The organism is Agarivorans sp. D1326 (assembly GCF_056958115.1).
In genome coordinates, this window is sequence record NZ_JBTWEN010000002.1 from 239,643 (window position 1) to 264,422 (window position 24,780).

The 24,780-nt window shown below is 43.3% G+C and carries 23 protein-coding genes; 14 read left to right on the forward strand and 9 right to left on the reverse strand.

The features are described 5' to 3' along the window. Positions 1 to 6: 6 nt before the first annotated feature. Positions 7 to 2,535 carry a DNA translocase FtsK gene (locus ACYFDN_RS04945; RefSeq protein WP_483510168.1) on the reverse strand — a complete coding sequence of 843 codons (2,529 nt, stop codon included), beginning with the start codon at positions 2,533 to 2,535 and terminating at the stop codon, positions 7 to 9. A gap of 119 nt (positions 2,536 to 2,654) precedes the next feature. Further along, positions 2,655 to 3,143 carry a leucine-responsive transcriptional regulator Lrp gene (gene lrp, locus ACYFDN_RS04950; protein WP_040306996.1) on the reverse strand — a complete coding sequence of 163 codons (489 nt, stop codon included), beginning with the start codon at positions 3,141 to 3,143 and terminating at the stop codon, positions 2,655 to 2,657. Between the two features lie 418 nt (positions 3,144 to 3,561). Here lrp and trxB point away from each other — a divergent pair, with 418 nt between their 5' ends. The 4 genes from trxB (at position 3,562) to infA (ending at position 6,291) form a co-directional block, all read left to right on the forward strand. Continuing rightward, the gene (gene trxB / locus ACYFDN_RS04955) at positions 3,562 to 4,518 is read left to right on the forward strand and encodes a thioredoxin-disulfide reductase (RefSeq protein ID WP_483510169.1); all 957 of its coding nucleotides are present in this window, start codon (positions 3,562 to 3,564) and stop codon (positions 4,516 to 4,518) included. 98 nt (positions 4,519 to 4,616) lie between these two features. Continuing rightward, a complete protein-coding gene (gene aat, locus ACYFDN_RS04960; RefSeq protein ID WP_483510477.1) occupies positions 4,617 to 5,306 on the forward strand; it encodes a leucyl/phenylalanyl-tRNA--protein transferase in 690 nt (229 codons plus the stop codon). After that, positions 5,306 to 5,989, forward strand: coding sequence for an arginyltransferase (locus tag ACYFDN_RS04965; RefSeq protein WP_483510170.1), 684 nt, complete (start codon positions 5,306 to 5,308; stop codon positions 5,987 to 5,989). The genes aat and ACYFDN_RS04965 overlap by 1 nt, the downstream gene beginning before the upstream one ends. Before the next feature lie 83 nt (positions 5,990 to 6,072). After that, positions 6,073 to 6,291 carry a translation initiation factor IF-1 gene (gene infA / locus ACYFDN_RS04970; RefSeq protein ID WP_016401030.1) on the forward strand — a complete coding sequence of 73 codons (219 nt, stop codon included), beginning with the start codon at positions 6,073 to 6,075 and terminating at the stop codon, positions 6,289 to 6,291. Between the two features lie 73 nt (positions 6,292 to 6,364). Here the strand turns inward: infA and clpA are convergent, their stop codons facing one another. Then, complete coding sequence (gene clpA, locus ACYFDN_RS04975; protein ID WP_016401031.1) at positions 6,365 to 8,614, reverse strand: ATP-dependent Clp protease ATP-binding subunit ClpA; 2,250 nt, start codon at positions 8,612 to 8,614, stop codon at positions 6,365 to 6,367. 35 nt (positions 8,615 to 8,649) lie between these two features. Next, positions 8,650 to 8,967 carry an ATP-dependent Clp protease adapter ClpS gene (gene clpS, locus ACYFDN_RS04980; RefSeq protein WP_016401032.1) on the reverse strand — a complete coding sequence of 106 codons (318 nt, stop codon included), beginning with the start codon at positions 8,965 to 8,967 and terminating at the stop codon, positions 8,650 to 8,652. Positions 8,968 to 9,160: 193 nt separating this feature from the next. Here clpS and cspD point away from each other — a divergent pair, with 193 nt between their 5' ends. After that, on the forward strand, positions 9,161 to 9,376 hold the full coding sequence (gene cspD, locus ACYFDN_RS04985; RefSeq protein ID WP_016401033.1) for a cold shock domain-containing protein CspD: 216 nt from the start codon (positions 9,161 to 9,163) through the stop codon (positions 9,374 to 9,376). A 125-nt stretch (positions 9,377 to 9,501) separates the two neighbouring features. Here the strand turns inward: cspD and ACYFDN_RS04990 are convergent, their stop codons facing one another. Then, complete coding sequence (locus tag ACYFDN_RS04990) at positions 9,502 to 11,724, reverse strand: NADP-dependent isocitrate dehydrogenase (RefSeq protein ID WP_483510171.1); 2,223 nt, start codon at positions 11,722 to 11,724, stop codon at positions 9,502 to 9,504. A 214-nt stretch (positions 11,725 to 11,938) separates the two neighbouring features. Between ACYFDN_RS04990 and ACYFDN_RS04995 the strand changes: the two genes are divergently transcribed. The 6 genes from ACYFDN_RS04995 to ACYFDN_RS05020 all read left to right on the forward strand — a co-directional run bounded on the left by ACYFDN_RS04995 (position 11,939) and on the right by ACYFDN_RS05020 (position 16,940). Beyond that, positions 11,939 to 12,571 carry a pseudouridine synthase gene (locus ACYFDN_RS04995; protein WP_483510172.1) on the forward strand — a complete coding sequence of 211 codons (633 nt, stop codon included), beginning with the start codon at positions 11,939 to 11,941 and terminating at the stop codon, positions 12,569 to 12,571. A gap of 76 nt (positions 12,572 to 12,647) precedes the next feature. Then, positions 12,648 to 13,751, forward strand: a complete 1,104-nt coding sequence (mnmA, locus tag ACYFDN_RS05000) for a tRNA 2-thiouridine(34) synthase MnmA (RefSeq protein WP_220718085.1) — start codon at positions 12,648 to 12,650, stop codon at positions 13,749 to 13,751. 3 nt (positions 13,752 to 13,754) lie between these two features. Then, entirely contained in the window at positions 13,755 to 14,381 is a 627-nt protein-coding gene (gene hflD / locus ACYFDN_RS05005; protein WP_016401037.1) for a high frequency lysogenization protein HflD, read from the forward strand. A gap of 18 nt (positions 14,382 to 14,399) precedes the next feature. Further along, positions 14,400 to 15,767 (forward strand): adenylosuccinate lyase, encoded by a 1,368-nt coding sequence (purB, locus tag ACYFDN_RS05010; protein WP_338621428.1) that lies wholly within the window; start codon positions 14,400 to 14,402, stop codon positions 15,765 to 15,767. Between the two features lie 450 nt (positions 15,768 to 16,217). After that, positions 16,218 to 16,688: a hypothetical protein gene (locus ACYFDN_RS05015; protein WP_483510173.1), complete on the forward strand. Its 471-nt coding sequence runs from the start codon at positions 16,218 to 16,220 to the stop codon at positions 16,686 to 16,688. Positions 16,689 to 16,772: 84 nt separating this feature from the next. Beyond that, on the forward strand, positions 16,773 to 16,940 hold the full coding sequence (locus tag ACYFDN_RS05020) for a hypothetical protein (protein ID WP_483510174.1): 168 nt from the start codon (positions 16,773 to 16,775) through the stop codon (positions 16,938 to 16,940). Positions 16,941 to 17,971: 1,031 nt separating this feature from the next. On the opposite strand, the gene ACYFDN_RS05025 is transcribed toward ACYFDN_RS05020, so the two are convergent. After that, a complete protein-coding gene (locus ACYFDN_RS05025) occupies positions 17,972 to 19,081 on the reverse strand; it encodes an IS110 family RNA-guided transposase (protein ID WP_483510175.1) in 1,110 nt (369 codons plus the stop codon). 127 nt (positions 19,082 to 19,208) lie between these two features. Here ACYFDN_RS05025 and ACYFDN_RS05030 point away from each other — a divergent pair, with 127 nt between their 5' ends. Next, positions 19,209 to 19,703, forward strand: a complete 495-nt coding sequence (locus tag ACYFDN_RS05030) for a hypothetical protein (RefSeq protein ID WP_483510176.1) — start codon at positions 19,209 to 19,211, stop codon at positions 19,701 to 19,703. A gap of 103 nt (positions 19,704 to 19,806) precedes the next feature. Beyond that, positions 19,807 to 20,133 carry a hypothetical protein gene (locus ACYFDN_RS05035; protein ID WP_483510177.1) on the forward strand — a complete coding sequence of 109 codons (327 nt, stop codon included), beginning with the start codon at positions 19,807 to 19,809 and terminating at the stop codon, positions 20,131 to 20,133. A 596-nt stretch (positions 20,134 to 20,729) separates the two neighbouring features. Here the strand turns inward: ACYFDN_RS05035 and ACYFDN_RS05040 are convergent. After that, the gene (locus ACYFDN_RS05040; RefSeq protein ID WP_084681754.1) at positions 20,730 to 22,319 is read right to left on the reverse strand and encodes an ABC-F family ATPase; all 1,590 of its coding nucleotides are present in this window, start codon (positions 22,317 to 22,319) and stop codon (positions 20,730 to 20,732) included. A 251-nt stretch (positions 22,320 to 22,570) separates the two neighbouring features. Here ACYFDN_RS05040 and ACYFDN_RS05045 point away from each other — a divergent pair, with 251 nt between their 5' ends. Next, positions 22,571 to 22,933, forward strand: a complete 363-nt coding sequence (locus tag ACYFDN_RS05045) for a DUF2750 domain-containing protein (RefSeq protein WP_152782567.1) — start codon at positions 22,571 to 22,573, stop codon at positions 22,931 to 22,933. A 64-nt stretch (positions 22,934 to 22,997) separates the two neighbouring features. Here the strand turns inward: ACYFDN_RS05045 and hemH are convergent, their stop codons facing one another. After that, the gene (gene hemH / locus ACYFDN_RS05050) at positions 22,998 to 23,984 is read right to left on the reverse strand and encodes a ferrochelatase (protein ID WP_483510178.1); all 987 of its coding nucleotides are present in this window, start codon (positions 23,982 to 23,984) and stop codon (positions 22,998 to 23,000) included. Between the two features lie 98 nt (positions 23,985 to 24,082). Beyond that, positions 24,083 to 24,727 (reverse strand): adenylate kinase, encoded by a 645-nt coding sequence (gene adk, locus ACYFDN_RS05055; RefSeq protein ID WP_016401043.1) that lies wholly within the window; start codon positions 24,725 to 24,727, stop codon positions 24,083 to 24,085. Positions 24,728 to 24,780 lie beyond the last annotated feature (53 nt).

Consider the following 24,780-nt stretch of genomic DNA (forward strand, 5'->3'; position numbering starts at 1 on the left):
TTTCTCTTAATCAATTCTCACTGGAGGCGGCGCGATAACTTCTCGGTTACCGTTATGACCTGGTGCACTAACAATGCCCTGAGCTTCCATTTGCTCAACGATTCGAGCGGCGCGGTTATAACCAATTTTAAACTTACGCTGTACGCCAGATACCGAGCCACGGCGCGTTTCTGTAACGTGCATAACAGCTTGATCAAACAAAGCATCTAACTCTTCATCAGACTCTGCTACTTCACCTGGTAGCATAGCATCGGGACCAGCCTCACCATTTAATATTTCATCAATGTAATCTGGCTCGCCACGTTCTTTCCAAGCCGATACCACAGCATGTACTTCGTGATCGTCCACAAAAGCGCCGTGAACACGGGTTGGCACACCAGTGCCTGCCGGCAAATAAAGCATATCTCCCATGCCTAGCAAGGTTTCAGCGCCTTGTTGATCTAAAATGGTACGTGAATCAATACGGCTAGAAACTTGGAATGCCATACGAGTTGGAATATTCGCTTTAATTAGACCGGTAATAACATCTACCGATGGTCGCTGAGTAGCTAACACCAAATGAATACCTGCCGCACGGGCTTTTTGTGCAATACGTGCAATTAACTCTTCAACTTTTTTACCCACAATCATCATCATGTCGGCAAATTCGTCAATGATGACCACAATATGGGGTAGTTTTTCTAAGGTTGGCGCAGTTTCAGCCATACTGTCTTCGGGCTTCCACAATGGATCAACAATTGGGTTGCCGGACTCAATAGCATCTACCACTTTTTGGTTGAAGCCTTTAAGGTTTCGCACACCCATTGCAGACATTAACTTGTAGCGCCTTTCCATTTCGCCGACACACCAACGTAAAGCATTCGCCGCTTCTTTCATGTCGGTAACAACTTCAGACAACAAATGAGGAATACCCTCGTAAACTGAAAGCTCCAACATTTTGGGGTCGATCATAATCATCCGAACATCTTCTGGTGTTGATTTATACAGAAGACTCACAATCATTACGTTTACGCCCACCGACTTACCAGAACCAGTAGTGCCTGCAACTAACAAGTGAGGCATTTTTGCCAAATCAGCGACCACCGGTTGACCGGCGATATCTTTGCCTAACACCATAGCTAAAGGCGACTTTGACTGATGGAAGGTACTGCTATCAATAACTTCGCTAAGATAAACAATCTCACGATAACGGTTAGGCAATTCTAATCCAATCACCGACTTACCAGGTATCACTTCCACTACCCGCACACTAATAGCAGACAACGCGCGCGCTAAATCTTTAGACAAGTTAGTAATTTTGCTAACTTTAACACCTGGGGCTAAATCGAGCTCAAAACGGGTAATTACTGGGCCAGGATGAACGGCAACTACTGATGCTTGAATATTAAAATCAAGCAGCTTTGCTTCAACCAAACGAGAAACTTGCTCTAATTCTTCTGGTGAAATTGGGTTAGCTTTTTTGTCGGGTCTATCCAACAAATTCATATCAGGTAAACGGCTTAACCTTGGTTGAGCAGGTTTTACCGGCGCTGCGGGTTTAGCGGCAGGCGGTTTAGCCACAGCGACAGTTTCACCGTCAAAGGGAATATCTGGCATGGGCTCAGGTGCAGTATCATCGATAATCACACTTGGTGGATCAATCGCTTCGTCTTCGTAAGCAAATTCAATATCTTCTTTTGCCTGTGATAACTCTGCTTCAAAGTCACTGTCCATGGAGAAACTAGGCTCAACAGCAACAGAGGTTTCTGGCTCTGAGTAAACAGTTTGCTTGAGCGTTGGCTCTTGATATGTATTTTGCTCTTCAACAAAATCCTGTTGAAGTTTAGCATCACCTACAGATAAATCACTTTGAGCAGGTTCTTGTGACGAAGACTCATTAGCAAAATCCCTCATAAGAACGTCTTGCTCTAACTCGCGCTGTTTTTTATTACGTAAACGTTCAGGAAAACTCACTATTGCGCGGTAAGCTGAGTTAAGGCCTCCACCAAGTTGCTCTACAAACTGAACCCAAGACTGACCGGTAAACAAGGTAATACCACCGGCAAAAACGGCTAATAAAATAATGCTAGTGCCAAGCAAGCCAAACACTGGAATCATTAGCTGAGTGAAGATATCTCCCACTAAGCCTCCTGAAGAAAAGAAATGAAAATCATCAATATGAATGCTCGCTAGCGTGGTTAAGCTAACGAAGGTGAATACAAAGCCAATTAACCTTAGACCTAAGGTGAAGAAGTTTACTTGGGCTACAGGACAGGGACGCCAAAACAAGGCCCAAGCCAACAAACCACAAATAAACGGCATGCTATAAGCCATAAAACCAAAACTAAACAACAGTAAGTCGGCAAACCAAGCACCAGAACTTCCCGCTGCATTAGCAATACTTTGCTGACCAGCAGTTTGCGACCAACTAGGATCGCTCGGATTAAAACTTAATAAGGCTACCATTAGGTAAACACCTAAAGCGCCCATTGCGATGGCACACACTTCCGCAATTCGAGCAAAGCCAGACAATTTGCTGTCTGTAGTATCTGTCACAAGCGTTCCCTTGAACTAAAAATATCCAATAATTATTCTGTTTGTCTAAAAACAAAACAAGCGGCTATAGCCGCTTGTTTAACTTTATCAAAAATGAATTGGAGGGGGAAACGACTCCGTTAGTTTTTGATAACTAGTCGATTACTCTGCTTCACTTCTTCCATCACTACGTAAGTACGGGTGTCGTTAACACCAGGTAGGCGCAACAAGGTTTCACCTAACAACTTACGGTAAGCAGACATATCTGCTACGCGGGTCTTTAATAGATAATCAAAATCACCTGACACTAAGTGACATTCTTGAATTTCTTCAAGCTGTTGCACAGCATGATTAAATTGTTCGAATACGTCAGGAGCACCGCGATTCAACGTGATTTCAACAAAAACCAGTAGCGAAGCGTCTAAGTATTGAGGGTTTAGAATAGCAGTGTAACCAGTAATGTAACCTTGGCGCTCTAAACGTCTAACCCTTTCTAGACAAGGTGTAGGGCTAAGGCCTACACGTTTTGAAAGTTCCACATTCGATATGCGGCCATCTTTTTGCAACTCATTAAGTATGTTGCGATCAATACGATCCAGTTCCTTCATTGGTCGACCTTTTGCTTCCATTAATGGTGATACGATTGTTGTCCCTAAGCACACCTAGTTGTGCTGACTTTTTATGCATTAATACTTGAGGTAATTGCATAAATTATGTGAATATCCTTTCACACATAAATAAGTCATTCCAAGCGAGATGCAGAGCTAAAACCCAAGCCAATAGACTTTTTTAAACTTTTGTCTTATCCCTGAGCATTATTTATTCCACAAAATGCACGGACTATCAAGTAAAAAGCCGAATTAAAGGCTAGATAAATACGCATATCCATATAAAGTTTTATTATTTGGTAGGAATAACGAAGCCTATTATGCTGTGTCCAACAAACTTCTACTTTGTATAAAGCGCACTTTTTTCGCTTTATTACGCTTGATTTCGGATTTTGTACCCTCATATATCAAGCAAGAACTTTAAGGAATTGTAGCAATCATGAGCAATGCAAAACACCACAAACTAATTATCCTAGGCTCTGGCCCAGCAGGTTACACTGCAGCTGTATATGCGGCGCGCGCCAACTTAAACCCAGTGCTTATTACCGGCATTCAGCAAGGCGGTCAGCTGACCACAACCACTGAAGTTGAAAACTGGCCAGGTGATGCAGAAGGTTTAACAGGCCCTGCCCTAATGGAGCGTATGCAAGCTCACGCTGAGAAATTTGAAACCGAGATTGTATTTGACCATATCAACGAAGTTGATTTCAAAGAGAAGCCATACAAGCTTAAAGGCGATAGCGGTGAATACACTTGTGATGCGTTGATTATTGCAACTGGTGCATCAGCCAAATACTTAGGCCTACCTTCAGAAGAAGCGTTTAAAGGTAAAGGGGTTTCCGCTTGTGCTACTTGTGATGGTTTCTTCTACCGTAACCAAAAAGTAGCAGTTGTTGGCGGTGGTAACACGGCTGTTGAAGAAGCCTTGTACTTATCAAACATTGCGTCTGAAGTGCACTTAATTCACCGTCGTGAAGAGTTCCGCAGTGAAAAAATCCTCACTAAGCGTTTAATGGATAAAGTAGCTAACGGCAACATCGTATTGCACTTAAACCAAACTCTAGATGAAGTGTTAGGCGATGAAATGGGTGTGACCGGTGTACGTACTAAGAACGTACAAGATGGCACAAGCAAAGATATCGATGTTATGGGTGCCTTTATTGCTATTGGTCACCAACCAAACACCGGTATATTTGAAGGCCAATTAGAGATGAAAGATGGTTATCTAACTATCCAGTCTGGTACCGAAGGCAATGCAACTCAAACCAGCATTCCTGGTATTTATGCCGCTGGAGATGTAGCCGACCACATCTACCGTCAAGCCATTACCTCTGCTGGAGCAGGTTGTATGGCGGCCTTAGATGCTGAGCGATACTTAGACAGCCTAAACGACTAAGTAATAAATGAGCCGGTTGTAAAACCGGCTTTTTTATATCAACAATCGTTTTAATATTGATATACTTAATAGAGACATTGTAAAAGCTATAAGTGCCTGTGCAACCAGTATTCCTAGAACTAAATCGCCCCTTCCCTTCTCCAAATAATGCCTTAGACGATCCTAATGGTTTGTTAGCCATTGGCGCAGATCTTAGTCCACGAAGATTAATCGCAGCCTACGATAACGGTATTTTTCCTTGGTTTAGTGATGACCAACCCGTTTTATGGTGGAGCCCAAATCCTCGAATAGGCCTAGACCTATCCTTGCATACCGTAAATAAAAGCATGCAAAAATTCATGCGTAAAACCTCGTTACAAGTTAGCGTGAATCGTGACTTTTCACAGGTTATTAAAGGTTGTGCAGCCTTACGCACTGATGAAACATGGATAAACTCAGACATGATTAAGGCCTATATTGCCTTACATCAACTGGGTCGAGCTCATTCAGTAGAGGTTTGGAAAAATGATGAGTTAGTGGGTGGATTATACGGCGTTCTCGTTGGAAAGGTATTTTGTGGTGAGTCAATGTTTCATACCGAAACTAACGCATCTAAACTGGCTTTTCACAGTTTTTGTCACCACTTTAAACAACATGGCGGCGTATACATCGATGGGCAAGTTGAGAATCCCCACCTGATAAGTTTAGGTATGCAAGCTATCGAAAGAGAAAACTTTTTAGATTTACTTTGTAAGCACAAAGATGACCAGGTAAATGTCAACTGCTGGCACCAACAGGAAATCTTTTAATGCAACTACCAGTAGGTTTGAGCCAAGTAAACAATTGCCCTTACTTAGATGAACAACAAGAGCAGTTGTGCTTTTTACTGTGTGATGATGAACAAAAATCAGCCTACTACTCACAATTGTTGGAGCTCGGCTTTCGACGCAGCGGCAATGAGATATACCGCCCAGCTTGCAGCGCCTGTAATCAATGCCAATCATTAAGAGTTAAAGTGGCTGACTTTAGCCCTAGCAAATCTCAAAAACGAATTCTAAACAAAGCCAAGCAGCTTACACTTCATTGGCACCACCAACTAAATCAAGATGACTATCAACTTTATGCCCGCTATATCGAAGCACGGCATAAAGAAGGCAGCATGTACCCACCAAATGAAAAAGCCTTCTTCGAATTTTTACAATGCGATTGGTCGAGCACTCAATATCTAAAATTATTTCATGATGAACAATTAGTCGCGGTGTGTGTTACCGATGTTTTCTCAAAGGCATTAAGTGCTGTTTATACATTCTTCGATCCAAACTTAGATAAACTCTCGTTAGGGAATCTAGCGGTTTTAATGCAAATTCACCAAGCTAAACAGCAAGGCAAAGACTGGTTATATTTAGGTTACCAGGTGGATGAGTGCAGAAAAATGAACTACAAACGGAACTATTTGCCACATCAACGATTTATTAACAGTAAATGGCAATAGATTTAGAGGATAAACTTTACACAAGGCAGTAAATCTGGCATCCTCCCTGCGTTTTTATAAGTGCGTGTCAAACAGAGGACTCAATGGCGAAAGAAGACAATATTGAAATGCAAGGCACAGTGTTAGACACCTTGCCTAACACAATGTTCCGTGTAGAACTAGAAAACGGACATGTTGTTACTGCCCACATTTCTGGAAAAATGCGTAAAAACTACATCCGCATTTTGACCGGAGATAAAGTTACGGTTCAATTAACACCGTACGACTTGTCAAAAGGGCGCATTGTTTTCCGCGCGCGCTAATCCGCAATTGTTGTATACAACAATTAAAAAGCCAGCTAATAGCTGGCTTTTTTGATTGTAGTTACAGTACTAATTAAACTTCAGCAACTTCATCTTCATATTGAAAATCTAGCTTGCCGTCTTTGATACCAACATCTACGTGCCCACCATCATTCAAGCGCCCAAACAATATTTCGTTCGCTAATGGTTTACGAAGTTGTTCTCGAATAACTCGAGACATTGGTCTTGCACCCATAGCTTTGTCGTAACCTTGTTCAGACAACCACAAGCGTGCTTCGGCATTTACTTCCATTGACACGCCGTTAGCGTCGAGCTGAGCTTGCAGTTCAACAATAAATTTATCCACGACTTGCTCGATAATGGTTTCATCTAAGTGATTGAACCAAATAATGTTATCTAAGCGGTTTCTAAACTCAGGAGCGAAGATGCGATTGATTTCATCCATGGCATCAAAACTCATGTCCTGCTCTTTAAAACCAATAGCAGAGCGTTGAGTTTCTTTAACCCCGGCGTTACTAGTCATAACCAAGATTACGTTGCGGAAATCAGCATGGCGACCATTGTTATCGGTTAGCGTACCGTGATCCATTACTTGTAATAACAAGTTAAATACATCTTCGTGCGCTTTTTCAATTTCATCCAGCAACACCACACAATGTGGGTGCTTTAACACAGCATCTGTAAGTAAGCCACCTTGGTCGTAACCCACGTAGCCAGGAGGCGCACCAATCAAGCGAGAAACCGCATGGCGCTCCATATACTCAGACATATCAAAACGAATTAACTCTACGCCTAAGGCCTTGGCAAGTTGTTGAGTGACCTCCGTTTTACCTACACCAGTAGGGCCGGCAAACAAGAATGAACCCACAGGTTTTTGCTCTGCCCCTAAACCCGAACGATTCAAGCGAATGGCATCAACTAACACGTCGATGGCAGGGTCTTGACCAAACACCACCATCTTCAAGGTTTCATTTAAGCTACGCAGTGTTTCTCTATCAGAAGAAGATACCTTTGCTTCTGGAATACGAGCGATCTTAGCAACAATGGCCTCAATATCCCCTGCCCCAATGGTTTTCTTGCGGCGGCTAACTGGCAACATCCGCATGCTTGCACCGGCTTCATCAATCACGTCAATCGCCTTATCTGGCAAATGACGTTCGTTAATGTACTTAGCGGCAAGTTCAGCAGCACTGCGCATGGCTTGTTTGGTGTAACGTACATCGTGGTGAGCTTCGTAACGGCTTTTTAAGCCCAACAAAATCTTAGTGGTATCTTCAATTGTTGGCTCTACTACATCAACTTTTTGGAAGCGGCGTGCAAGTGCACGATCTTTCTCAAAAATTTGATTGTATTCTTGGTACGTAGTTGAACCCACACAACGTAATAAACCATTGCTTAACAAAGGTTTAATTAAGTTTGCTGCGTCTAATTGACCACCCGATGCTGCACCCGCACCAATGATGGTATGAATTTCATCGATAAACAAAATGGCGTTTTCGGCATTTTCAAGCTGCTTTAATAATGCTTTGAAACGTTTTTCAAAATCGCCACGGTATTTCGTCCCGGCTAGCAGCGATCCAATATCTAAGGAATAGATAGTGGCGTCTTTAATTACATCTGGCACATCTTCGTGAACAATCCGATAAGCTAAGCCCTCTGCAATAGCGGTTTTACCTACTCCGGCTTCCCCCACTAATAGTGGGTTATTTTTACGGCGTCGACACAATACTTGAATGGTGCGAGATAATTCTTTATCACGGCCAATCAGTGGATCGATTTTGCCTTTAAGCACTAAGTGATTAAGGTTGCTGGCAAAGCTTTCTAGCTGCTTAGTTTCTTCAGACTGAGCTTCGGTATCGGCAGGGCTTTGTTCAGCGCTAGGTTCTTCATCTTTACGAATGCCATGAGAGATAAAGTTAACCACGTCTAAACGGCTAATATCGGCCTTCTTAAGGAAATAAACGGCTTGGCTCTCTTGTTCGCTAAATATGGCAACCAAAACATTGGCACCACTTACTTCACTATTACCAGAAGATTGAACATGAAAAACGGCCCGTTGGAGAACCCGCTGAAAACCTAGGGTTGGTTGCGTCTCGCGCTCTCCATCGTCCTCAGGAATTACTGGGGTAGTTTGTTCAATGAAACTGCTTAACTCTTGGTTAAGCTGGTTGAGGTTAGCCCCACAAGCGACTAGGGCTTCCTTGGCGGCAGAGTTTTCTAATAAACCCAACAACAAGTGCTCTACCGTCATGAATTCGTGTTGTTGCTGTCTTGCTTCTTTAAACGCCTGGTTTAAAGTTTGTTCCAACTCTTTATTTAGCATGCATAGGCCCCCTAAAGACAATCAATACTACTTAGCTATGCTTTCTCCATAGTGCACATCAAGGGATGGTCATTTTGTTTGGCATAACTATTTACTTGTGCAGCTTTGGTTTCAGCTACTTCGGCCGTGAAAACCCCACAAACTCCTTTACCTTTGTAATGAATGGTAAGCATTATTTGGGTTGCTTTGTCCAAATCCATATTAAAATACAACTGCAACACCTCAATAACGAACTCCATTGGAGTATAGTCGTCATTATTTAAAACCACCTTATACATTGGTGGGGGTGCCGTCTCACTTTTTGCTTGTTTGGTTATTTCTTCTACATCTAACCAATCAGATAATTTGCTCATAAAAACTATAGTAGTAAAAACGCGTCTCTGTTCTCAACATAACCGCTTTGAGTTAACAAGGCTAGTAGAAAAGTACTCTGAAAACTTGACTGTAGTAAATATTTTACTAAATTGTTAAACAGCTGACTCAAAGTTGCGTCAAAAGTGACCAACTCGGTCAGTTTGGTAGATAAATTTAATAGGGATATGTCGTATGCCAAGCGGAACAGTTAAGTGGTTTAACAACGCAAAAGGATTTGGTTTTATTTGCCCGGATACAGGTGGAGAAGATATCTTCGCTCACTATTCGACGATTCAAATGGAAGGGTATCGCACCCTTAAAGCTGGCCAGCCAGTACAATTTGAAACTCAGCAAGGCCCCAAAGGTAGCCACGCAGTCAGCATTGTTTTCGACGACAGTCAAAACTAGCGCTCGCTGCAGCAGCTAAACAAAAAACCAGTCTTAACGACTGGTTTTTTATTGCGCGTTTGTAAATTTTCCAAACACAAAAAAGCCGATGGCTAAGCATCGGCTTTGTTCAAATAAAGCTAAGCCTAACGTAAGCTATCAATAACATCGTTAAACAAGGCACTTGGGCGCATTGCTGCAGCCGCTTTAGTGCTATCAGGCTGGTAGTAGCCGTTTAGGTCTACTGCAGGCCCTTGAGCGGCGTTTAGCTGCTCAACAATTTCAGCTTCTTGGCTTACTAACTTTTGCGCTACTTCAGCAAATATAGCTTTCAATTCTTGGTCATCATTTTGCTCTGCTAAGCACTGAGCCCAGTACAAACATAAGTAGAAATGACTACCACGGTTATCCAACTCTTTCACCTTACGTGAAGGCGATTTGTTTTCATCCAAGAAAGTACCAGTAGCGTTATCAAGCGTACTTGCAAGCACTGCCGCTTTAGCATTGTTAGTTACTTGCCCTAGGTGCTCTAAAGATGCAGATAGAGCTAAGAACTCACCTAAAGAATCCCAACGTAGGTGGTTTTCTTTTTCAAACTGCTGCACGTGCTTAGGCGCAGAACCGCCAGCACCAGTTTCGAACAAACCACCGCCGTTCATAAGCGGTACAATCGACAACATTTTAGCTGAAGTACCTAGCTCAAGAATTGGGAATAGATCGGTTAGGTAGTCACGTAGTACGTTACCCGTTACAGAAATAGTATCTAAGCCCTGCTTAACTCGCTCTAACGAGAATTGCGTCGCTTCGCTTGGAGCAAGTACTTTGATTTCTAAACCGCTAGTATCGTGTTCAGCTAAGTACTGCTCTACTTTACTAATGAGCTGTGCATCGTGAGCACGATTTGCGTCTAACCAAAATACCGCTGGAGTATTAGTTAAGCGAGCGCGGTTAACCGCCAGTTTCACCCAATCACGGATTGGTGCATCTTTAACTTGGCACATTCTGAAAATGTCGCCTTGCTTAACCGCTTGGCTAAGTACAACTTGGCCATTTTGGTCAACAACTTCAACGGTACCAGCAGCTGGTGCAGTGAAGGTTTTATCGTGTGAACCATACTCTTCAGCTTTTTGCGCCATTAAACCAACGTTAGCCACAGAGCCCATGGTCGTTGGGTTGAAAGCGCCATTTTCTTTACAGAAATCGATGGTTTGCTGGTAAACACTTGCGTAGCTGCGATCAGGGATAACCGCTTTCGTATCTTGTTGCTTGCCTTCTGCATTCCACATCTGGCCAGAAGCGCGGATCATTGCAGGCATCGACGCATCAATAATTACATCGCTTGGTACGTGTAAATTAGTGATGCCTTTATCTGAATCAACCATTGCTAGACCAGGGCGCTGCGCGTATACCGCATCAATAGCGGCTTTAATTTCTTCTTGCTTAGCAGCGTCTAACTGTTGAATTTTTGCATAAACATCACCTAAGCCATTGCTTACATCAACACCTAGCTCATCAAACAGCTCGCCGTACTTAGCAAATACATCTTTAAAGAATACTTTAACAACATGACCAAAGATGATTGGGTCTGATACTTTCATCATGGTTGCTTTCATGTGTAGCGAGAACAAAATGCCTTTGGCTTTAGCATCTTCGATTTCAGCTTCAATAAAAGAAGAAAGCTCTGCAACGTTTAGTGCAGCAGCATCAATTACTTCGCCTGCTAATACTGGAAAAGCTTCTTTTAAAGTAATGGTTTCACCAGCTTCAGTTTTTAACTGAATAGCTACAGAGCCAGCTTCTTGGATAGTGGCAGACACTTCGCTGTCGTAAAAATCACCTTGGCTCATGCTAGCAACATGGCTTAACGAATCTTTCGACCAAGCTCCCATTGAATGCGGATTGTTACGCGCGTATTGCTTAACAGAACCGGGTGCACGGCGATCAGAGTTACCTTCACGCAATACAGGGTTTACTGCACTACCTTTTACTTTGTCGTATTTGGCTTTAGCGTCACGCTCTTGATCATTGCTTGGCTCTTCTGGGTAATCTGGCAGCGCGTAACCTTGAGCTTGCAACTCTTTAATGGCCGCTTTTAGTTGCGGAACCGAAGCACTGATATTAGGCAGCTTGATAATGTTAGCTTCTGGCTTCTTAGCTAATTCGCCTAGCTCAGCTAAGGCATCAGAGATCTGTTGTTGCTCGGTTAAACATTCAGGAAAGCTAGCAATAATTCGGCCGGCTAAAGAAATATCACGGGTTTCTACATCAACACCAGCAGCATTAGTAAACGCTTGTACAATAGGTAGCAGTGAATACGTAGCTAAGGCTGGCGCTTCGTCCGTTAAGGTATAAATAATCTTTGACGTCATGTCGGTCCCTAAAAGTTGTGGTTGCTCTCGCAATGGCTGCCATTTTTATACAAATGATCGAGTCTGCGAGGTGGTTAGCAAACAATAAAAAACTACAAAGTTTGTTTACTTATCTACTCACCGTCCAATAATTCGGCCAAAATAATAAACCATTTACAAACGCTTTAACATTGTTTTACTAGTGGTACATCCATTAGATGTTACAATTGCCGCCATGAATAAGTTTGCAAAACCCCAACAGTCGCGTCGTTTTAAACGAAAGGCTGAGACCAAATCAGTTAAACCGTTCAATGGCCCGCGCCGTTTAGTTCTGTTCAACAAACCCTTCGACGTACTTAGCCAGTTTACCGATGGACAAGGCAGAGCTACCTTAAAAGACTTTGTCGACATTCCCGATGTATATGCTGCCGGCCGGTTAGATAGAGATAGTGAAGGCTTATTGCTGTTAACAAACGACGGAAAACTGCAACATAAGCTTGCCAACCCTAAAGCTAAAACCGCAAAAACCTACTGGGTGCAAGTTGAAGGCGCGCCAAAGGATGCTGATTTGGAGCCCTTGCGTAAAGGCATAGAGCTAAAAGACGGCCCCTGTTTACCGGCCAAAGTAGCGCTTATGGATGAACCAAATTTATGGCCACGCAATCCACCAGTTCGAGAGCGTAAATCCATTCCAACAACTTGGTTAAGCATTAGCATTAAAGAAGGCCGAAATAGGCAGGTTCGCCGCATGACAGCAGCTATTGGCTTCCCCACCCTACGCTTGGTTCGCTATCAAATTGGTCGCTATACCTTAGATGGAATAGACAACGGCAGTTACCAACAATTAGTAGGCGAAGACCTCTCCTAGAACGACATGCTGAAATGCTGTTTTCGTCACAGTTTTTCTGGTAGAATTCGCCGCAAATTTTTCCCAACAAGTTAGCATGAACTCAAACAACACTAAAAAAGTGATTGTCGGTATGTCCGGCGGCGTTGACTCTTCCGTTTCAGCCTACTTGCTTATTCAGCAAGGCTATCAGGTTGAAGGTCTTTTTATGAAGAACTGGGAAGAAGACGACAACAGCGAATACTGTGCAGCGGCAGAAGATTTAGCCGACGCTCAAGCTGTGTGTGACAAATTAGGTATAAAGCTACATACCATTAACTTCTCAGCAGAATACTGGGATAACGTATTTGAACACTTCTTAGAAGAGTACAAAGCGGGTCGCACGCCTAATCCAGACATTATGTGTAACAAGGAAATTAAGTTTAAGGCATTTTTGGAATTTGCCGCAGAAGAATTGTCTGCCGACTACATCGCCACTGGCCACTATGTGCAGCGCCGTTTTCAAGACGGACACTGGCAAATGCTGCGCGGCCTAGACAGCAATAAAGATCAAAGCTACTTCTTGTATACGCTAGAAGAAAAGCATATCGCGCAAACACTCTTCCCAGTAGGTGAAATAGAAAAGCCAGAAGTGCGCCGCATTGCCGAAGAACAAGGCCTTATCACCGCCAACAAAAAAGACTCCACCGGGATTTGCTTTATTGGCGAGCGTAAGTTTACTGACTTCCTAGCCCAATACCTACCAGCTCAACCGGGTGATATTGAAACCTGTGAAGGCAAAGTAATTGGTAAGCACCAAGGTTTGATGTACCACACTCTGGGCCAACGTAAAGGTTTAGGCATTGGCGGCACCAAAGACGGTGACGAAACGCCTTGGTACACCGTAGATAAAGACATTGAGCGCAACGTGCTGATTGTTGGCCAAGGGCACGATCACCCTCGCCTAAAGTCACGCGCACTTATTGCGGGCCAATTACATTGGGTAGACCGCAAAACCATCACCGAAAAACTACGTTGTAGCGTTAAAATTCGTTACCGCCAGCAAGACGTTGCCTGCACCATTATCCCGCGTGAAAACGACGAGATTGAAGTGGTATTCGATGAGCCGCAAATAGCGGTTACTCCAGGACAATCAGCAGTATTTTATCTAAACGAAGTATGTTTAGGCGGCGGTATCATTGAACAAAAGATTGGCCTATAGCCTATGAGCAATGCAATCAACGACCGCGTTATCGCTTTTGCTGGGATCTGCCAAGCCGCTAAACTGGTGCAAGACGTAGCCAGAACCAGCAACTGCGACGAAGCAGGTTTAAAAACCAGCTTAGGTAGTATTCTAATTACCAACCCCAACGAAACGGTTGAGGTATTTGGTTCCCTAGAGCAACTTAAGCTAGGCCTAGGTGTAATGAGCGGCCAACTGAGCAACCAACAAGAAAAACGTAACGCCGAAATCACGCGTTACCTAGTTAGCTTGTTAGCCCTAGAGCGCCGTTTAAATAAACGCCCAGACTTAATGAACATGATGGGCGAACGTATTGGCCAACTAGATAGACAACTACAGCATTTTGATTTACTCGACCAACAAGTACTGGGCGGAATTGCCGACATTTACAGCGACATTATTAGCCCGCTTGGTCCGCGTATTCAAGTAGCCGGAAACGTGAGTTACTTACAGCAACCAGTAGTACAACACAAAGTTCGCGCGCTCCTGTTAGCCGGTATTCGCGCCAGCGTATTGTGGCGCCAGTTAGGCGGCCAACGACGCCAGCTACTGTTTTCACGTAAAAACTACTTGCAGCAAACAACACAACTTTTACACACCATTGATTAGTTAATTTAGGAGATCACCATGGAACTGTCGGCCTTGACAGCCATTTCCCCGATAGACGGACGCTACGGGGATAAAACTTCTGAACTACGTAGTATTTTTAGCGAGTTTGGCTTAATTAAATACCGCGTACGAGTAGAAATTCGTTGGTTACAAAAACTTGCTCAACAGCAAAACATTGCTGAAGTACCAAGCTTCTCTCCTGAAGCTATCGCATTTCTAGATAGCATTAACGACAACTTTAGCGAAGCAGACGCTGCACGCGTTAAAGAAATTGAACGTACCACTAACCACGACGTAAAAGCGGTTGAATACTTCTTAAAAGAAAAAGTAGCGGCAAATGCTGAGCTTGATGCAGTATCAGAGTTCATCCACTTTGCTTGTACTTCTGAAGACATTAACAACCTTTCACACGCGTTAATGCTTAACGAAGCGCGTAACGAAGTATTAGTGCCTTACCTACAAAAGCTTATTGATTCAATCACCGAGCTAGCAAAAGAGCTACGTGCAACCCCGCTACTTTCACGCACCCACGGCCAACCGGCTTCGCCAAGCACCATGGGCAAAGAAATGGCTAACGTAGTTGCTCGTTTACGTCGCCAGCTTAAGCAAATTGAAGCAGTTGAAGTACTGGGTAAAATTAACGGAGCCGTAGGTAACTACAACGCCCACATCTCTGCTTACCCAGAAGTAGACTGGCACCAATTCTCAGAAGAATTTGTTACCAGCCTAGGTGTACAGTGGAACCCATACACTACGCAGATTGAGCCGCACGATTACATCGCCGAGCTATACGATGCCATCGCTCGCTTCAACACCATTTTGCTAGACTTTGACCGCGACATTTGGGGTTACATTTGCCTAGGTCACTTTAAGCAAAAAACCATTGCCGGTGAAATTGGCTCATCAACTATGCCGCACAAAGTTAATCCAATCGACTTCGAAAACTCAGAAGGTAACTTGGGTATCGCTAACGCCTTGTTTGGCCACCTAGCGGCTAAATTACCGGTTTCTCGCTGGCAGCGTGACCTTACCGACTCAACGGTATTGCGTAACCTTGGTGTAGCCATGGGTTACTCGTTAATTGCCTATCAAGCAACCCTTAAAGGTGTGAGCAAGCTACAAGTAAACGAAGAAAACTTACTTAGCGATTTAGATAGCAACTGGGAAGTATTGGCCGAGCCTGTGCAAACCGTTATGCGCCGCTACGGCATCGAAAAGCCTTACGAGAAGTTAAAAGAACTTACTCGTGGTAAGCGTGTAGACGCACAAGCCATGCGTGAATTTATCGATGGCTTAGACATGCCAGAATCAGCCAAAGACGAGCTGAAGAAAATGACCCCAGCCAACTACATTGGTGATGCAGTTAAGCTAGTAGATCAGCTGTAATAACAGCTGCCTGAAGCCTCCCGCTTAAGGCTTAATTAATACCCAAAGCCACAACGGATGTTGTGGCTTTTTTGTTTGCCTCACATAACTAAATCCCTCTATCTGGCCAACGACAGGCAAAATCACCAGCAACGTAACGCCGGCTATTTACTGGCTATGCATACAGCGTTATTAATTTTTAGCGTTTTAGAACGAATAAATTAGATAGAATGTGCGCGTTTTGCCTTGAGCTAAAAAAAACACAAGCGTAGTATCAAACACTTAGCTTAGTGTTGAATTAGATAATAGCTTTATTAACTGTGCATGCGCGTTTTGCCAGAAAGCGTATTGAGCCTTTCTCTTTTTTCTTAACTAAATTCAAGTAATTAGCTATGCGCGTTTTTACTGGTCTAACAAGGTAAACGCGCATGCGCAATATACAAATGTTATGTTTCCGAGAAAGGAGTCGTTGTGGACCCAACCGATCAAAAAACAAAATCTCCATTTAAAAAAGTCGAGTATTGGGTACTTGGCATCGTTGCTATTGTTAGTGCGTTCACTTTACTTGTGAAGGGAGTCGATGAGTTAAAAAATTCTTTTTGTGCACTAACAAGCTTTTGTTCAACAAGTCCTAATCCTGCAAAATTTACCGGTCCAGAAGCCTCAAAAATCTCAAGTCGAGTATATGCTTATACTAAAGCCGTTGAACTGGATGGAGAGGTTCATCTTAGTGTTGTTATTTCTAATGGTTCGAAAAACGAAATTCTCATTGGTGCTATTGCTGAATGCGTTACCCAAGAAGGTAAAGTTTTATTTGATCAAAAAGTAATGATTAACGTGGGTGTAAGCTATGGGGCGTCAGCCAAAGAGAAAACACAAGATATAGTCGTGGATTGTAAAGAGCCTAATTTAATCCGGCTTAATCTGAGTAATGAAACCTAACAAGTCAATCAACCACACGCCTTCGGCGCCGGACGCAGTATAGCTGCGCCGGTTATTGAAGCGTTATGTTTAAAGGGAGTTTCTATGTGGATATTGGTGCGTAAAGATCAGGCGATAATAGGAAATATCATAATGAATAAAAAGGTTGTTGCAGTCGCCAAAAAAGATGTAATTAAACGCGCTGATTGGACTTGTGATAAAACAGCTCGATTAATGCTTAAAGGAACTTATAGGGGAGTTAAGCTTCAGTAATTACTATGTTTAAGACTAAGTAGAGGATTTAGGGCTCGACGACAAAACGGCGGAGCAGGATCACTGAGTAGTAGCCAATCAACCAAGCCAAGCGCGAAGAAGAGAGGTGAAGACTATGAGAAGTAAAATTCAAAAAACAGTGAAAAATAGAGCTAAGCAATTTCGAGGTTTCTGCACGTTGGAAACCGCCCTGATAACACTAGGATGGATAGCATTTGCTATCGGCATTTACGCAAATATCGACCCACAATGGAAGTTAATCTTATTGGCTATTTCCAGGGTCCTGCCCTAAGTCCTTTACAATTAAACATAACAAGCTGTTCAAGTGGGACTTCTAATAGTTGGCTAGGTTTCGCTCCGCTACACATTTTAGCCAACTACTATAAGCCCCTTAACAGGGCGTTATAAGGCTAAAAAGTTATGGTTAAATCATCTAAAGCAATTTTCTTAATTAGCACATTAATCTCATTGTTAGTCTGTTCTGGTATTTTGTATATTACTTGGCAACACAACCCTCAATGCGAGTTTCATTGTAACAACCAAATAAATTGGTTAGCGTGGTTGCCTTACGGTTTTATTTCAGGTGCTTTAAGTTTTTTGTTAATTGTAGGCTTAGCTTTTGGCGCTAATACATTAATAAAAGCATTGATTAAAGCGTCATATAACAAGGCAATTAAGCGGGACTAAAAACAGTTTGCTTAGTTTCGCTTCGCTTCACATTTTAGTAAACAATTTTTAGCCCCTTATTGGGGCGTTGATATGATCCCCACTGTCAACACGCACGAGTCTATTCCTACCTATTAACACCGGCATAGAAAACCTGAATGAGAGACCTTTGGCAAGTAAGTGTCGGCGGTTGACCTTGCTGATATTCGCGAGTTGGTTATCGCATTACTTGTTTGCGCCTTTGGAGCCTTGCCTCAGTCTAGGTGCGCGAGTTTACATCGCTTAACGCCCTCGAGGATTGCTCTCACCGCTGCCGCCGGTCTTACTCAATCAAGTTATTTTAACCTGTTAGCTTGTTTCTATTTCTATCCTATATGTTGGCTCTTTGGGTCAAAGCGTTGGGCAATATCCCAGATGTAACCTAGTAGCTCTCTGGCAACAGCCGTAACCACTTTGTTGTGTTCTTTGCCACGGTGTTTGAGTTGGGCGAAGCGTCGACATAATCGAAGCTGAGCCTCCCATGAACGCTGCTGTAAATGCAGTGATTGGTCTTGCTGGCGTATCAGCAACTCTCTCGATACTTTGGGCGCAAAGCGGTAAGCCCAAGCCGCTTCGATGAGTATTCGCCTTGCGTGAGTATTGCCACACTTAGTAATACCGCCTTGTTTTTGCCGGTTGCCACTGGAGTATTCTGAGGGCGTTAAACCCACAAAGTTCATAAGCGAACGCGGGTTAGCAAAACGGCGCATGTCACCGAGTTCAGCCGATAAGAAGCGAATACCTCTTAACACGGTGAGGTATTGAACTAGCGGATACCAAGACCAGTCTTGAGCAATCACTTGTAGCTCTTGCTCAAGGTGTTGCAGCCGATCATAACGCTCGGTAACAATGTTGATGTAATGCTGAAAGCTGAGCTTTTTAGCAGGCTCTAAGAAATGAATATCAGCCAAGTATCGCTTGTAGGCCTCATTCCAGGTTTGCCGCCCCGAACACGGGTGACCATTGCGTAACAAGAACAGCTTTAAACGCTGCCGCGCTTGGCGACAATCGAGCATGGCGTCTTCACGACAACGGATTAAATCTCTGACCGCTTCGTCATCAGCATTGGGTACATGGATAGAGTAAATCACTCCAGCTCGCGCCATTCTCGCTAAAGCCATAGCATCACGTCTGTCGGTTTTAACCTTATCACCGGGCGCTTTAGGGATAAGGGCGGGAGCCACTACCCAGCATTCAATACCGTGTTTAATTAAATGGCGATACAGCCAAAATCCACACGGCCCGGCTTCATAAACTAAACAGATATGAGTAGCCAAGCCTTTGTATTTTTTGATAAGTTTGTTGATAGAACGAATATTGGTGGGGATGGTGCCATGGAACACAGGCTCATCTCTCGAGTTATCAACACAATAAGCGACATCTGTGGTTTCTTTGTGAACATCTAGTCCAATAAAAAACGTGCTAGATTTAGACATGTCGATCTCCTGTTCTGTTAAGACTTTGCATCTAACAGTGTGGCTCTAGTTTGACTAACCCACGATAAACGCAGGAGGTCGGCACTTTCACCGGGGATCATTATGTCTATGTTTCTCTGGAGTATCTATGCAAAGAAATCTAATTTGGGTTGGCATTATTTTAAGTGTTTTCGGATGGTTTGCGGATAAATCTGAAAACATGCCTAAAATTGACAGGTTTTTAGCTTCATCTTATTACACTGGTCTATCTGCTTTTCGAACCTCTGTAAAACATCAAGTCTATATTGAAAAAGGTGAACAGGGCTTTAACCAATTGCTACCTTTGGTTCGTAAGTCTTTAAGTGAACCAGATAAAATTGAAATAGCTCGTTTTATGTATTCAACTAAAGATACCGCGTCTGTCGTAGTAGAGGGAGTAACTAAAATGGTAAGTCGTTTTGACTTATCGATCGTGTCTGTCGATGGTCGTAAAGGCGAAGTTATAGTTGGTGATCCAACCATTTATTTAAAAAACGAGTATCGTGATAAGGCTATATTTAAATTCAGCGCTCTATTTTTCTGGTGCGGTATATTTTTAACATCTTTTAGCGTCTATTTTAGGTTGAATGAACAAGAAACATAACAAGTTGCTCAAGAAAGGATGCAAAAGCTTGGCTTGCGCTCATCCTTCGCTAATTATACTAAGCGTTTCGCGCCTCTTAGCAAGGCGTTATGTGTAAGTGAGTATGGAAGATCAAGTCAAGAAATATATTAGTAGCTTTCTTTCCGCTGATGCCGAAGGAAAGGAAGCATTACGCCAAGAAGGTATGGATCTCGCTAAGAAAATTAGAAGTGAGGCAATATCCTTGAGTTATAGCAAGGCCTCAGAGTTTTCGCCCGATATAGAGCGGTTCGTTCTTGCGTCAGCCAAGGTGGCTTATTTAGTTTATACGACGCAAAGTAAAGAGCTTGAGCGATACGAAAACAATGTTTATTACTATCGCTGTTTTAACCCGCCAAGCTGGATTATCGAAGAGTACGATACTTTCAAGAAAACTAATGAAAACACATAACAAACAGCACCAGCATCCGCTGCTAACGCAGCTCAGGACTCACGCCTACGGCGCTCGACGCTGTGCAAAAACGTTAGGTATCAACAATGGCATGTTTTGGAAACTTGGTTTGCTTCAAGTGCAGAGTAGTTACGCGCAGACCAACTTGGCGCAGGGTTACTCACGACAGACCGGAATCTATCGGGAAGATAAGTTCTGTGACTAAATGCCAGCATTGTGGCGACCCAATGTATTTCTTGGGCCCGACTATCAAAGTTCCTCCTAAAAGCAAAGCTAAGCTTTGGGACCGTTTACACGCTGAGATTTTCGCGTTTCGTCGACAACTGGCTGACGATTCGAGAGTCGAAAAGGTCAAAACGAAGCACGCATTAGAAAAAGAAATAGCGAAGCTACAAATGGGGGAGCCCAATCGTGAACGCATTAAACTGATAAAGAAACATAAAGACATGTTGAAGAAATATACCTAACAAGTGCGTCAAATCGGTCGCTTCGCTCCCTAGGATAGCGCACACGACACGCCACCGGTTACGCAAGCGTTAACTCTAAAACAAAAAAAGCAGCCAATGGCTGCTTTTTACTAACTTCTATTTAGTCTGCTAGGCGTTTAAACCTTGGCTTTTTAAGTACTCTTCGTAAGTGCCGTGGAAGTCTACAATACCTTGTGGCGTCATTTCGATGATACGCGTAGCAAGGCTTGATACAAACTCGCGGTCATGGCTTACAAACACCAAGGTGCCTGGGTAGTTTTCTAAGGCTAAGTTGAGTGACTCAATAGATTCCATATCCAGGTGGTTGGTTGGCTCGTCCATCACCATAATGTTTGGCTTTTGCAAAATCATTTTGCCAAACAGCATACGGCCTTGTTCACCACCAGAGATTACCTTAACGGATTTGTTAATGTCTTGCTGTGAGAACAATAAACGGCCTAAGGTGCCACGAATCACTTGCTCGTCGTCGCCCTCTTTACCCCATTGCCACATCCAGTCAATCAGGTTTTTATCTTCTTCAAAATCGGCTGCATGATCCTGTGCGTAGTAACCAAGCTGGGCGTTCTCTGACCATTTAATGCTGCCACCAAAATCAGTATCGCCCACTAAACATTTAAGGAAGGTGGTTTTACCAATACCGTTAGGGCCAATTACCGCAATGCGCTCCCCTACTTCAACCATTAAGTCTAAATCTTTGAATAGAGTTTCTTCGTAGCTCTTTTCCAAACCTTCAATTTGTAAAGCTAAGCGGTGCAGCTTTTTCTCTTCTTCAAAACGAATGTAAGGGTTTTGGCGGCTCGAAGGTTTAACTTCGGCCAATTGAATTTTATCAATTTGCTTAGCACGAGAAGTCGCTTGCTTAGATTTAGAAGCATTAGCAGAGAAACGGCTAACAAAGGTTTTAAGCTCGGCAATTTGGGCTTTTTTCTTGGCGTTGTCCGACAACATTTGCTCGCGTGCTTGGGTAGCTGCGGTCATATACTCGTCGTAAGAACCAGGGAAAGTACGCAGCTCACCGTAATCCAAATCGGCCATGTGGGTACATACACTGTTTAAGAAGTGGCGGTCGTGCGAGATGATGATCATGGTGCAGTTACGCTCGTTTAGCACCCCTTCTAACCAACGAATGGTATTAATATCCAAGTTGTTGGTAGGCTCATCTAAAAGCATAATATCAGGGTCACCAAACAATACTTGGGCTAGCAATACACGCAGTTTCCAGCCAGGAGCTACTTCGCTCATTGGGCCGTAATGCTGCTCGATAGGAATGCCAACACCTAGCAATAACTCACCAGCGCGAGCTTCGGCGGTATAACCATCCATTTCTGCAAACTCGGCTTCTAGCTCAGCGGCGCGAATGCCGTCTTCTTCACTCATTTCTGGGTTGGCATAAATCGCGTCGCGCTCAGATTTAACCGCCCACAGTTCTTCGTAACCCATAATAACGGTATCGATAACCGCTTTATCTTCGTAAGCAAACTGGTCCTGCTTTAGCTTACCAATGCGCTCGTTTGGATCTTTAGATACATTGCCGGCACTTGGCTCTAAATCGCCACCCAATATTTTCATAAAGGTAGATTTACCACAGCCATTAGCGCCGATAAGACCATAACGGTTACCTTCGCCAAATTTAACTGAGACATTTTCGAACAATGGCTTTGCGCCAAATTGCATGGTGATATTAGAAGAAGTAAGCAATGTAAATATTCCGCTTGGTTACGTTACACCAGTATTTTGCTGGGTAATCTGATGGCTAAATTGTTTGGTCGCGCATTATGCCACAACTTGCTCAAACAACGCACACATTAAGACAAAGATCACATAAGCTTAGCCACTTTCCGTTAATACGCCGTAAAACTAAGCACTCAAGAGTTAGCTTAGCGCTTTTATATGACGGCTTAGTTTATTTGGATTATTCTAACCACCTATCATCGTAACGAGGACGAACCATGTCTGATGCTAATAACATTGCTAAAGCCGATAGCCATTCACGCATGCAATACTTAATTAAAGAAAGCAAAGCTCAAAATCAATTGTGGATCTTAATCGACGACGATGGCTGCGTAATGCTTAACTCTGAAGATGAAGACTGCGTACCCGTGTGGCCAAGTAAAGAATTTGCCGACGCTTGGGCCACCGGAGATTGGCAGCACTGTAAAGCCGAAGCAATCTCGCTAAACAAATGGCGTAGCCGCTGGACCGAAGGCCTAACCGGTGACGAACTGTATGTTGCGGTTTTTCCTAACGAACAAGAAGAAGGCTTAATTTTGTCGCCTTACGAGTTTGAAGACGCCTTAGGTAAAGGCCGTTAACAAAAAAAGCCCCGATAGATTAAGCCTTAATCTATCGGGGCTTTTTAAACGCTTATACGAGTGACTACCAGCCTTGGGTATGTTTCTCAATTAACTGGCAATACAACTCAACTTGTTCGGGATTGTCATTTAACGCTGAAATGTAATGATACTGCTCCCCGCCCGCTTCTAAAAACTCATCACGTAACTCACAAGACACTTCTTCAATTGTCTCTAAGCAATCTGCTGAAAAAGCCGGAGAAATTACATCTACCGATTTAACGCCCCGCTCTGCAAGTTGGTGTAGTAACTGGTCGGTATAGGGTTTAACCCATGGATCTTTACCAAAGCGCGACTGATAACATAAGCGCCACTGGTTTTGCTTAAGCCCTAATACTGCGGCCACTTTGGCTGCAGTATCTTCACACTGCTGCGGGTAAGGGTCGCCATTTCGCGCGTAACGCTCTGGAATACCATGAAAAGAAAACAATAACACTTCACCGCGGGCGGTTAACTCCCAGTGCTGTTTAATCGAATTTGCTAAAGCTTGAATATAAGCTGGCTCGGCATAGTAATCTTTAACCATGCGTAATTCAGGCAAGTTGTAAGTATTTTTAAGTGCTTTGGCATAAGCATCAAAAACCGGAGCAGTAGTTGATACCGAATACTGAGGATACATCGGCAATAACAGTACTTTTTGATGCCCCGCATCTAGCACCTGATTAACCACCTCTTTAATATCGGGTGAGCTATAAGTCATGGCTAAATGTACTTCGTACTTATCGCTAAGTTTAGCTGACACTTTATTGCGAATTTGTTCGCTAATAACTTTAAGGGGCGAGCCATTCTTTAGCCAAATTTGTTGGTAAAGCTTGGCAACACGTCGTGAGCGCAAGGGCAAAATAACGCAATATAACAGTGGTAACCATAATAACTTAGGCAAATTTACCACTCGCTTATCTGATAAAAAACGCCCCAGAAACTTCGCTACGGCGTTAGGTGTCGCTTCATCTGGTGTTCCTAGGTTCACCAATACTACGGCACATTTTAACTCGTTGTCATGTTGTGACATTGAACTATTCCCTAAAAGTGGACAACACAGTGTACGGCATTTTTAGGCATAAAAAAAAGCGGCAATTGCCGCTTTTTTTTGCAAATCGTAATTAGCAATTAATCAAGTAATTCAACTAATTGATTGCTAATTGCTTCAACAGACTGAGTACCGTCTAATTTGAAGTATTTGCTGTTGCCTAGCTCAGCTTCTTTACCGTAGTAGCTTACTAATGGTTTAGTTTGCTCGTGGTAAATAGCTAGTCGGTCACGTACGATGCTTTCTTCATCGTCTGGGCGAATAACTAAGTCTTCGCCACTTACGTCGTCTTTACCTTCAACCTTAGGTGGGTTGTAAACAATGTGGTAAACACGGCCGCTGCCTGGGTGAACTCGACGTCCACTCATGCGTTTAACGATTTCTTCGTCGGCTACGTCAAATTCTAATACCGCATCAATATTAATGCCGGCTTCTTTCATTGCATCAGCTTGAGGGATGGTGCGAGGGAAACCATCTAACAAAAAGCCTTTTTCGCAATCGTCTTCAAGAATACGTTCTTTTACTAGGCCAATAATCAACTCATCGGAAACTAATTGCCCTGCATCCATTACTTCTTTTGCTTTGATGCCTAAAGCTGTGCCAGCTTTTACAGCGGCGCGAAGCATATCGCCAGTAGAGATTTGAGGGATGCCGTAACGCTCCATAATAAATTGTGCTTGGGTACCTTTACCCGCACCTGGAGCGCCTAAAAGAATAATGCGCATAATTTGCTGTTCCTTGGTCTAGTTTTTAGTGCTTTTACAAGAGACGTGAATTT